General features: G+C 61.6%; 10 protein-coding genes. 2 read left to right on the top strand and 8 right to left on the bottom strand.

Annotation, left to right across the window (positions count from 1 at the left end; genetic code table 11):
- Positions 1 to 30: 30 nt before the first annotated feature.
- Positions 31 to 831, top strand: a complete 801-nt coding sequence (locus HMPREF9237_RS08960) for an IclR family transcriptional regulator (RefSeq protein ID WP_016442772.1) — start codon at positions 31 to 33, stop codon at positions 829 to 831.
- A 106-nt stretch (positions 832 to 937) separates the two neighbouring features.
- Here the strand turns inward: HMPREF9237_RS08960 and der are convergent, their stop codons facing one another.
- The 8 genes from der to xerD all read right to left on the bottom strand — a co-directional run bounded on the left by der (position 938) and on the right by xerD (position 8,264).
- A complete protein-coding gene (gene der / locus HMPREF9237_RS05650) occupies positions 938 to 2,407 on the bottom strand; it encodes a ribosome biogenesis GTPase Der (RefSeq protein ID WP_016442771.1) in 1,470 nt (489 codons plus the stop codon).
- Entirely contained in the window at positions 2,404 to 3,123 is a 720-nt protein-coding gene (gene cmk, locus HMPREF9237_RS05645; protein WP_016442770.1) for a (d)CMP kinase, read from the bottom strand. Before cmk ends, der begins: the two co-directional genes overlap by 4 nt.
- A complete protein-coding gene (locus tag HMPREF9237_RS05640) occupies positions 3,116 to 4,219 on the bottom strand; it encodes a prephenate dehydrogenase (protein ID WP_016442769.1) in 1,104 nt (367 codons plus the stop codon). Before HMPREF9237_RS05640 ends, cmk begins: the two co-directional genes overlap by 8 nt.
- A complete protein-coding gene (locus tag HMPREF9237_RS05635; RefSeq protein ID WP_016442768.1) occupies positions 4,219 to 4,941 on the bottom strand; it encodes a pseudouridine synthase in 723 nt (240 codons plus the stop codon). Before HMPREF9237_RS05635 ends, HMPREF9237_RS05640 begins: the two co-directional genes overlap by 1 nt.
- Positions 4,938 to 5,495 carry an SMC-Scp complex subunit ScpB gene (gene scpB / locus HMPREF9237_RS05630; protein ID WP_016442767.1) on the bottom strand — a complete coding sequence of 186 codons (558 nt, stop codon included), beginning with the start codon at positions 5,493 to 5,495 and terminating at the stop codon, positions 4,938 to 4,940. The genes HMPREF9237_RS05635 and scpB overlap by 4 nt, the downstream gene beginning before the upstream one ends.
- Positions 5,496 to 5,559: 64 nt before the next feature.
- Entirely contained in the window at positions 5,560 to 6,393 is an 834-nt protein-coding gene (locus HMPREF9237_RS05625; RefSeq protein ID WP_016442766.1) for a segregation and condensation protein A, read from the bottom strand.
- A 12-nt stretch (positions 6,394 to 6,405) separates the two neighbouring features.
- Positions 6,406 to 7,254 (bottom strand): ParA family protein, encoded by an 849-nt coding sequence (locus HMPREF9237_RS05620; protein ID WP_016442765.1) that lies wholly within the window; start codon positions 7,252 to 7,254, stop codon positions 6,406 to 6,408.
- A gap of 86 nt (positions 7,255 to 7,340) precedes the next feature.
- Positions 7,341 to 8,264, bottom strand: a complete 924-nt coding sequence (gene xerD, locus HMPREF9237_RS05615) for a site-specific tyrosine recombinase XerD (RefSeq protein WP_016442764.1) — start codon at positions 8,262 to 8,264, stop codon at positions 7,341 to 7,343.
- Between the two features lie 175 nt (positions 8,265 to 8,439).
- On the opposite strand from xerD, the gene tkt reads away from it, so the two are divergent.
- Positions 8,440 to 10,521 (top strand): transketolase, encoded by a 2,082-nt coding sequence (gene tkt / locus HMPREF9237_RS05610; protein ID WP_016442763.1) that lies wholly within the window; start codon positions 8,440 to 8,442, stop codon positions 10,519 to 10,521.
- The last annotated feature ends 71 nt before the right edge of the window (positions 10,522 to 10,592 follow it).

The following is a 10,592-nucleotide window of genomic DNA, read 5'->3' as shown; positions in this document are numbered from 1 at the left end:
TTATACCCTCGTTGAGTAAAGGAGCTTGAGGTGTCCGGTACTTCCCCCGAGGAGCGCGCTCCGCTCTCCTCCATTGATCGTGCATTGCTCGTTGTCGAGTTTTTAGCACGCCGCGGACCGGAAGGTGCCCCCCTCTCCGATATCGCGGCCGCGGTAGAGTCCAATAAGGCCACGGTCCACCACACTCTGCGTTCGCTGCGCTACCGGGATTGGGTGAACCAAGATCCCGACAACGGTTACTACTTCCTCGGGGACGGCGTCGATCCGATCATTCGCTACACTACGCGCACCCAATTCGTGGTGGACCAACTCCACCCGGCCCTGGTTGCTATTTGCCACCGCTTTAACGAGTTGGTGCACCTGGGCAAGCTATCCGGTCAAGTTGTCACCTACCTGGATAAGGTGGAGCCAGACCGGCCCATTCGAGTGGTTTCTTATATCGGGCGTAATGCGCCGGCCGTCACCACCGCGCTCGGGCGTGCCCTCCTGGGCGCGAATAACGTGACGGGCGCGGAAATTGACTGGTACCTGAGTGTCCCCACCGACACTCCCCCTACCCGCGCCGCTATCGAAGAATGTATCGAGCATGTGCACCGCTACGGCTGGGGTATGGAAGTGGAAGAAAACGAAGCGGGGATTGCTTGCGTGGCGGTTCCCGTGGATTTGAAAAATGGCGAGCGGGTAGCGGTATCCGTCACCGCACCCGCCGAACGCCTGGGTGCGGCAACACGTGAAGCGGTGGCTTACGGCATCGCGGAAGAAATCAGCGCTATCGCCGGCTCCACCGGCGTGAGCGTTCCGGAGGTTCTACTGCCGCGCTCGGCGCGCTAGCCGGAGCGCCGTGGGCAGGGACAGCGATGGGAGCTTTCCTGCCGCGGTCCCTGCCGGTGGTGGAAGTACGACGACGCCGCTAGCTGCGCCGTCGTACCCATCTCCGCTACTTCTTGCGCCGTTCGCGCACCCGAACCGAAATTTGAAGCGGGGAGCCTTCGAAACCGAAAGTGGCCCGCAAGCGATTTTCCAAGAAACGCCGGTAGCCTGCTTCGATGAAGCCGGTGGCGAAAAGCACGAAACGCGGCGGACGGGTGGAAGCCTGGGTGCCGTAGAGGATACGCGGCTGCTTGCCTCCGCGTACCGGATGCGGGTGCGCGGCCGCCAATTCGCTGAGGAAAGCATTGAGTTTGCCAGTGGGAATACGCTGGTCCCAGGATCGCAGCGCAGTGGTCATGGCGTTGGAGAGCCGATTGGTATGCCATCCGGTTTTTGCCGAAAGATTGACGCGCGCGGCCCACTGGATCTGAACCAGCTCCCGCTCGAATTCGCGGTCAAGTTCGAAGCGACGTTCGTCATCCACTTCGTCCCATTTATTGCAGACGATGACCAGGGCGCGCCCAGCGTCAATCACCTGCTGGATCACCCGAATATCCTGTTCGGTGAGCGGCTCGGAGGCATCGATGAGGGCGAGGGCCAGTTCGGCTTCCGCCAGCGCGCGCTGGGTGCGCAGATTCGCGTAATAATCGGCCCCGCGAGTTTGGTGAACCCGTCGGCGAATTCCAGCGGTATCAACAAAAGTCCACGGGGTACCGTCTAGCTCAATGACTTCGTCAACAGGATCGCGAGTGGTTCCGGCAATATCACTCACCACGGCGCGGGTTTCCCCAGCTAATTGGTTGAGCAGTGAGGACTTGCCCACATTCGGGCGCCCCACAATCGCGACCCGGCGCGGGCCGCGGTGAACGGGACGTGCCGGTACCTCGCGTTCCGCGGGAAGCGCACCGATGACCACGTCGAGAAGATCTCCCGAGCCACGCCCGTGCAGAGCGGATACCGGGTACGGCTCCCCTAGCCCTAAAGACCACAGATAAGCAGCATCCGGTTCCTGCTGGGGCGAATCTACTTTATTGGCCGCAACAATCACGGGCTTGCGCGAGCGGCGCAGTACCCGCACCAGAGCTTCATCGGTATCCGTCATACCCACGGTGGCATCCACGACGAAAATAACGGCATCGGCCTGGTCAATGGCAATTTCGGCCTGCAGGGCAACATCGCGATCCAGACCGGCAACGTCACGTTCCCAACCGCCGGTATCCATGAGGAGGAAGCGGCGATCCGCCCACTCGGCTTCGTAAGATACCCGGTCACGGGTCACGCCCGGAACGTCCTGCACCACGGCCACCCGCTTACCAACAATGCGATTCACCAGGGAGGACTTGCCCACATTCGGGCGCCCAATAACCGCCACCACGGGTAGCGCGCGGGCAGCCGCCTGCTCCTGGGGTTCCTCACCGGCCAGGAGCGCCAGATCGGCTTCGTCCAGATCGTAGGCGTCCAGACCGGCCCGGAGTACGCGTTCGGCATCGTCCGGGGTGGTCCCCTCCGTGCTCATATCACGGTATTCCTCAGTCATTCCTGTTCCTTTCGAGAGCCCTGTGCCAGCGCTCGCACCGCGGCTACCACGTCCGCAATACTCATCTGAGAAGAATCAATTGTAACGACTCCATCGCGATCTTCCAGGAAAGAAGCGACCGTCGAGTCCTTCGCGTCCCGCTCGCTCACTTCCGCGCGGGTAGCTGCTAGGGCAGCGGGCGCTACGCTTCCGCGTACCTCCCGGGCCCGCCGTGCCAAACGTGTTGCTTCCGATGCGGTGAGAAGAATTTTTGTGGGCGCATCGGGGGCGACGACGCTGGTAATATCGCGCCCCTCCACCACAATGTCCGGGTGCGCTGCGATAATGGCCCGCTGCCGGGCAATGAGTTCGGCTCGCACCTCAAGATTCACGGCCACCTGGGAAACTACCCGGGAAAGCTCCGGAGCGCGAATAGCGGCGGTTATATCTTCACCTTCGCAGCTAATCACCTGTTGATCGGGATCGAGGGGCATCTCAAGTTTCATTGCCCGCACCACGGCGGTCACGGCCGGCTCATCAGTGAGCTCCACGCCGGCACGCTGCGCGGCCCAGGCCGCGGCGCGGTACATTGCCCCGGTATCCAAGTAGCGCAGCCCAAGTTCCCGGGCAACCTGGCGGGACACGGTGGATTTACCCGAGCCGGAGGGTCCGTCAATAGCAATGGGATAGCCCGCAGCCTCGGGGCGTGGGATGCCCAATGTGCCCATCTCACTCATGCTCTCCTCCTTCAATAAAAGCTTGCCACTGGCGCGCGGCGAGAGCTCCGGTGAGATCCCGGGCAGCGGCCGGAGCTACAGATAACCGTGCCCGCCCTACTTTTTGGGACACGGAATGTTCAAGAGAAAAATCTTCAATATTCACGCCGATTTCACCCACCTCGGTGAAGAGGCGGCCCAATTCACCAGGGCGGTCCGGAACCAGGACGGTTACTTCGGTGTAGCGCTGGGGAGCTCCCCCATGTTTGCCGGGGATACGCGCTACCCCGCGCCCACCTGCAGCGACCACCGCGGCAACCGCCCGGGCCAGCCCGGGTGCCCGCGCCGCACCCGCGGCCGCTTCGAGAGCACTCGCCAAGCGCCCGGTACGCTCGGCAACATCGCGAAGAACGGGAGCAACCGCCGCGCAATTACAGGCGATAATCGCGGTCCATAGCTGCGGATCCGAATGGGCCAACCGAGTCATATCGCGTAAACCTTGGCCGGCGAGGCTCAGCTCGGTAGCTGCGGCGTCGTTCAACGTGCCCGCCAGCAGGGACGACACCAATTGTGGAACGTGACTGACAAGGGCAACGGCGCGATCATGCGCTTTTGCCTCCACAAGAATCGGCATGGCTCCGCAATCCAAAGCCAGGGTGCGCAAACGCACAATATCTTCTTCGCGGGTCTCCGGGCGCGGGCAGATCACCCACGGGCGGCCCTCAAAAAGATCGGCATCCGCGGCGATCGCCCCGGAACGTTCCCGACCTGCCATGGGATGGCAACCCACGTAGCGGGCTCGTTCGGGATGCGCGGTAAGGCGAGCCGCCACCACAGCCTTCACGGAGGCAACATCGGTGACAAGCGCGGTGGGGAAACGATCCAGGGCCGTGCTCACCACCTGCGCCGTCACATCCGGGGGAACCGCAACCACCACGAGGCTCGGCTCCCAGGCATCTTCCGGAGGCTCCTCCCCAGCCCCCAGATCACGGGCGAGGGCCGCCGCGAGCGGAGAAGCATCCTCCAGATACACCGGGATATCGCGCAGCCGTAGCCGCAGTCCGAGGGAAGCGCCCAGCAACCCCGAACCGATAATAAGGACCGAACCGGCGCGCATCACATCCCTACCGAATGCATGAGGGCCGAGAGCTCACTTCCTGCGATAACCCTGCTTTTACCGGGGCGCAACCTCCCGGCATCAATAGTGGCGAAACGGGTGCGCACCAGTTCCATAACGGGGTGTCCCACTTCTTCCATAATGCGACGCACAATCCGATTGCGGCCCGAATGCAACGTGAGTTCCACGATGGAATTGCGCGGCTGCGATTCCCGCAGTACGAATTTATCCACCCGGATAGGGCCGTCCTCCAGGGTGATGCCCTTTTCCAACACTCGCGCGAGGCCACGCGTCACCTGGCCTTCCACTCGCGCCACGTAGGTTTTGGGAACCTCGTACGAGGGGTGGGTGAGCCGGTGGGTGAGTTCGCCATCGTTCGAGAGCAGAATAAGGCCCTCGGTATCTTCGTCCAGGCGCCCGACGTGGTAGAGCCGTTGCTCGTATTTCTCCACGTACTGGGCGAGGCTCGGGCGGCCCATATCATCATCCATGGTAGAAACAACCCCCGGCGGCTTGTAAAGCGCGACGGTCAGCAGATCGGGTTTCACGGCGATTGGCATACCATCCACGTGGATGGTGTCACGTTCGGCATCCGCACGCGTTCCCATTTCGGTCACGACGGCGCCGTTCACAGCCACCCGCCCCTCGGCAATGAGCGCTTCGCAAGCGCGCCGGGAACCCACCCCCGCGTGGGCCAGGATCTTTTGCAAGCGTTCTCTCATCTTATTTCTCTTTCCACATCATCAAGGTCGGTTGCTTCGGGCAGATAGGGCGCCAGCGGAGGCAGATCATCCAGGGAATTCATACCCATGGCTTCGAGGAAATACGGGGTGGTCACATACAGCACTGCACCGGTGGACGGTGTAGTGCCCGCTTCTTCAATGAGGCCGCGAGTGGCGAGCGTACGAACAACTCCATCAACGTTCACACCGCGAATGGCCGCGATCTGGGCGCGGGTAACAGGCTGCCGATAAGCGATCACCGCCAGCGTTTCCAAAGCCGGCGTGGATAGTTTACCCGATTGTCCGCGGGTCACGTGGGCAAGAACAACGTCCGATACTAACGGATTGGTGTAGAAACGCCACCCCCCTCCCGCTTCGCGCAATTCGAATCCGCGCGGGCGCCCACTGCAGTACTCCCGCGCGAGATTTTCTAATTCGGTGCGGGTATCGGCTTCGTTCAGACCCACCGCCTCGGCAAGAGTACCGAGAGGAACCGGAGCGGCCGCCACAAAAAGCACCGCCTCAAGTGCGGTGGCGGGGCAAAGATCAGCCACAGATTCTCCTTTAAGCTTCCGGATCCGGAGCGGCACGCGCACAGTGCTCGCCCTGATGCCCAGTCTAGTCGCTGCTCAGCGCGCTGGTTGGCGACACTTCGCCGTATTCCGCGGCAACGTCGCCTGCACCGGCCGCCCCGCGATCATCAGCCGGCGTGGGACGCAGCACCAGCGCGCCCAAAGGCTCATCCTGTTCGGCGGCTATCGCGCCCCGACGTAACAATTCCAAGACCGCCAAGAAACGAGCCACGACTACCTGCACCGATCTAGCGTCGGAGCAGAGCTGCGCAAAAGTGAAAGAATCGCCACCCCGAAAACGTTCTTCTAGGTAGGAAATTTGACTGGCAACCGGAACAACCGGGGAGTGCAAATGCTCCAGGCGAACCACCGGTTCGGAAGTATCACGGGTGAAAGCACGGGCAGCCAGTAGGGCCAGATCCATGACACCGAGCGGGAGGCGCACCTCCGGAAGCGCTTTCGCGTACATTTCCTCGAGGGGAACATCGCGGCCCACCCGCCGCCCGGTTTCCTCCAGGCGCGCTCCGAAATCCCGAGCCACTTCTTTGAAGGCTCGGTATTGGAGCAGCTTGGCGAAGAGAAGATCGCGCTGTTCAAGGAGCTCCCAATCTTCTTCTTCGCTTTCGTGGCGCGGCAGCAAGCGCGCTAGTTTCATATCGAGGAGGGTGGCGGCCACGACCAAAAATTCTGAGGTGGTAGATAGATCTACCTCCGGCCGAGACCGAATCCAGGCGATGAACTCATCCGTCACTTCCGCCAAGGCCACCTCGGTAATATCCAAGTTTTTCTTGGAAATCATGGAGAGTAGTACCGAAAATGGCCCCGAATACACGTCGAGATCAACGTCAAAATCGGAGGAGACATCAAAAAGGGTGGTCACGCCCACTCCCGCTTAGGCACTCTGACCGCGGGCAATCACTTCGCGCGCCAACTTCCGATAAGCTACCGCACCCGGGTGCGAGGGCGCGTATTGGGTGATAGGTTCTCCGGCTACCGAGGCATCGGGGAACTTCACGGTACGGGCAATATAGGTGTGGTAGACCTTATCCCCGAATCCTTCGTGCACGGATCTCATCACATCGCGCGAGTGGAGGGTACGCATATCCACCATGGTGAGGAGGACTCCATCAATGGTGAGCCGCGGATTAAGGCGATCTTGCACCCGGCCGATCTGTTCGGTCAGCAGTGCTACCCCGCGCATGGCAAAATATTCCGCCTCTAACGGGATAATAACTCCGTGTGCGGCAGTGAGGGCATTGACAGTGAGGAGGCCCAGGGAGGGCTGGCAGTCAATAATGATGACGTCATAGTCATCGAGAACCGGGCGCAGCACCCGGCTGAGAGCCTGTTCGCGTGCCACTTCATTAATGAGCACAATTTCGGCAGCGGAAAGGTCAATATTGGCCGGGACCACATCTAGGCCCTCCACTTTCGAATGCTGAATAATTCCCCGCACATCCGGTTTCGCGGCAATAAGTTCGTTATAAATGGTGCGATCCAGCGCGCGGGCATTAATACCAAGACCGGCAGAGGCGGCGCCCTGCGGATCAAAATCCACAATGAGAACGCGCCGTCCATACCCGGCCAGCGCCGCGGCGAGGTTAATCGACGTTGTTGTTTTCCCCACGCCACCCTTTTGGTTCGACATCGCAATAATGCGCGCCGGGCCGTGTTCTTTCAAGGGCTCCGGTTCGGGAAAATCCACGTTCTCAGTTTCAAAAAGCGCGTTCTGTTCGGTCACATCTCTAGGGTACCTAAACTCGGAGGACTTGCGGTGCCATTTCTGGCGAAGAGCGTAGAACGACGCCGCCGCGCCTACCCCGCTTCCTACTCGCTGCGCAGCGCCCGCGGGTGCGAGGTGGCATACACCTCCTTGAGCACGTCGGGGGAAACCTGGGTATAAATCTGGGTGGTGGTCACCGAGGAATGCCCGAGCAGCTCCTGAACCACCCGCACATCCGCGCCGCCCTGGAGAAGGTGAGTAGCAAAAGAATGCCGCAGCGAATGCGGGGAAACATGCGCGGTAAGACCGGCACGCTCGGCAGCCTGGCGAATAATGAGCCAGGCGCTCTGGCGGGAAAGCGCCCGCCCGCGGGTATTGAGGAAGAGCTTGGTCACTCCATTCCCGCGGGCGGCAAGCTCCGGGCGGGCTCGGGTGATGTAGGCATCCAGTGCTTCCAGGGCGTAGCGCCCCAGCGGCACGACGCGTTCTTTGCGGCCCTTACCGAAGAGTCGAATCGTGGCGGTATCGGTATCGATATCATCTGCGCTAAGCCCGAGTGCTTCGGAGATCCGCGCTCCAGTTCCGTAGAGAACCTCCAGGAGGGCACGGTCGCGCAGGCCCAGGGGAGGCGGGGTGGTCCCAGCTGCCTCGATCATGGCGGTTACTTCGGCAATTGTCAGGGCTTCGGGCAGGCGCGCGGGGAGTTTCGGGGGGCGCACCCGGCTAGCCGGATTGGCCGGGCTAGCGCCGTCGTCGTATAAAAAAGTATGAAAAGCTCGCACCGCGGTCACGGCCCGCGCAATAGAAGCCGGGGCCATACCGGTGAGCGTTTCGGAAAAGGAGGCGACGTCCTCCTCGCGTACCTCAGCGGGGTTGGTGACCCCGCGGGAATCGAGGTGCGCAAGATATTTACGCAAATCGCGCCGGTAAGCGGCCACGGTATTGCGCGATAAGGCACGTTCGACACCGATATGGGCGAGGAACTGCGCAACAGCGCGCTGCAAGGGTGGGGTGCCGGGTTCAGCCATCTATTCTCCTTCGCGGGTGCGCGGTAGCCGCGCGGTAGTGACGCGATAGCTAGGCGCGCAGGGTCTCGCGCCGGGCGCGAACGGAGGTGCACCCCGGGCGCGCGAAACCCGCGTGACCAGTAGACTAGTGCGTGGCACATCTCATGTAACCACAACCTTATGTTAGGAGAATTCAATGGCGAAGCTCGAATGGTCGCAGCTCGATCAGCGGGCCGTGGACACAACCCGGTTGCTGGCCGCGGATGCGGTACAAAAAACTGGGAATGGGCATCCCGGAACGGCTATGTCCCTGGCTCCGGCGGCCTATCTGCTCTACCAGCGGGTCATGAACCACGATCCGGCAGATTCTGCGTGGGTGGGCCGTGATCGTTTTATTCTCTCGGCCGGGCACTCCTCCCTCACGCAATACAATCAGCTCCTGCTGGCCGGTTACGGTCTGGAACTCGATGATATTAAGGCCTTGCGTACTCTCCACTCGAAGACTCCCGGCCACCCTGAATACGGCTATACCAACGGTGTGGAGATGACCACCGGTCCGCTGGGCCAGGGCCTGGCCTCCGCGGTGGGATTCGCGATGGCCTCCCGGCGCGCCCACGGGCTTTTTGACCGCGATACCCCGCTCGGTGAATCTGTGTTTGATCATTTTGTGTACGTGATTGCCGGTGATGGTTGCCTCCAGGAAGGCGTGACCAGTGAGGCGTGCTCGCTCGCCGGCACTCAGGAGCTCGGGAATCTTATTCTCATTTATGATGACAACCGCATCTCCATTGAGGACAATACCTCCATTGCTTTCAGTGAGGATGTGCTGGCGCGTTACGAAGCCTACGGCTGGCACACCCAGCACGTGAATTGGATTAAGGAGGATGGTTCCTACCAGGAGGATGTCCAGGCGCTCTACGATGCGATTCTGGCCGCTCAGCAGGTTACCGATAAGCCCTCTATTATTAAGCTCTCCACCATTATTGCCTGGCCGGCGCCCACCAAGCAGAATACCGGCGCCTCGCACGGTTCGGCCCTGGGGGTGGAAGAAATTCGTGCTACTAAGGAAATCCTGGGCTTCGACCCGGATGTTGATTTCCCGCTGGACGATGAGGTGCTCGCCCACACCCGCAAGAATGCGGCGGAGCGGGCAGCCGCGGCCCGGAAGGATTGGGATGCGCGTTTCGAAGCCTGGCGTGCCTCCCATCCGGAAGAAGCCGCACTGTACGACCGCATCCGGGCCAAGAAGTTCCCGGAGGGCTGGGAAAAGAAGCTGCCGAGCTGGGAGCCGGATCCCAAGGGTATCGCCACTCGCGCGGCTTCCGGAGCGGTGCTCAATGCCCTCGCCCCGGTGCTCCCCGAATTGTGGGGCGGTTCGGCTGATCTGGCCGGCTCGAATAACACCACGATGAAGGGCGAACCGTCCTTCCTGCCCGCGCATCGTTCCTCGCAGATGTTCTCCGGTGATATTTACGGACGTACCCTCCACTTCGGTATCCGTGAATTCGCCATGGGCGCGATCATTAACGGAATTACCCTCGATGGACTCACCCGCGCCTACGGCGGAACTTTCTTTGTGTTCTCCGACTACATGCGCGGTGCGGCGCGCCTGGCGGCCATTATGAATATCCCCTCGATCTTTGTGTGGACGCATGATTCGGTGGGCGTAGGCGAAGACGGCCCCACCCATCAGCCCATCGAACACCTGTGGGCCTACCGAGCCATCCCGCGCCTCAATATTGTGCGTCCGGCCGATGCGAACGAAACCGCTGCCGCGTGGCGCGGGGCATTGGAGAAGGCCGACGGCGGGCCTACCGGCCTCATCCTCACCCGGCAGGGCGTGCCGATTCTGGGAGGGACCTCCACCGAAGGCGTCCTCAAGGGCGGCTACGTGCTGGCGGACTCCCCCACCGGGACCGTTGACGTGCAGCTGCTGGCTACCGGTTCGGAAGTGCAGCTGGCAGTAGCCGCCCAGAAGATCCTCGCGGAGCAGGGTGTGGGTGCGCGCGTTATCTCGCTGCCCTGCCTGGAATGGTTCGAAGCTCAGGATCGGGCCTACCGTGATGCGGTGATTCTCCCCAACGTCAAGGCACGGGTCTCGGTGGAAGCTGGCGCCACCTTCGGATGGGCTGGCTACGTCGGGGACGCCGGGCGCAGTGTGGGTATCAATACCTACGGGGAATCCGGGCCCGGTGGTGAACTCATGAAGGAATACGGGATGACCGCTGAGCACGTGGTCTCCGCCGCCCTCGAATCCATCGAAGCGGCGCGCGCCTAAAACCCAGGCAGCACGGCTGTTGTACAGAATCCCCTAGCACGATCAAGGTCGCGTGGTCTTTTTTGGCCGCG

This window comes from Actinotignum schaalii FB123-CNA-2, from assembly GCF_000411135.1.
Taxonomy (GTDB): Bacteria; Actinomycetota; Actinomycetes; order Actinomycetales; family Actinomycetaceae; genus Actinotignum; species Actinotignum schaalii_A.
The sequence above is the reverse complement of the archived record's forward strand: the minus strand, read 5'-3'. Positions and strand labels throughout refer to the sequence as shown.

Excerpts from the sequence above, each read along its gene's own strand:
- der (WP_016442771.1), bottom strand. The coding sequence starts at position 2,407 with ATGACTGAGGAATACCGTGATATGAGCACGGAGGGGACCACCCCGGAC.
- cmk (WP_016442770.1), bottom strand. The coding sequence starts at position 3,123 with ATGAGTGAGATGGGCACATTGGGCATCCCACGCCCCGAGGCTGCGGGC.
- HMPREF9237_RS05640 (WP_016442769.1), bottom strand. The coding sequence starts at position 4,219 with ATGCGCGCCGGTTCGGTCCTTATTATCGGTTCGGGGTTGCTGGGCGCT.
- HMPREF9237_RS05635 (WP_016442768.1), bottom strand. The coding sequence starts at position 4,941 with ATGAGAGAACGCTTGCAAAAGATCCTGGCCCACGCGGGGGTGGGTTCC.
- xerD (WP_016442764.1), bottom strand. The coding sequence starts at position 8,264 with ATGGCTGAACCCGGCACCCCACCCTTGCAGCGCGCTGTTGCGCAGTTC.
- tkt (WP_016442763.1), top strand. The coding sequence starts at position 8,440 with ATGGCGAAGCTCGAATGGTCGCAGCTCGATCAGCGGGCCGTGGACACA.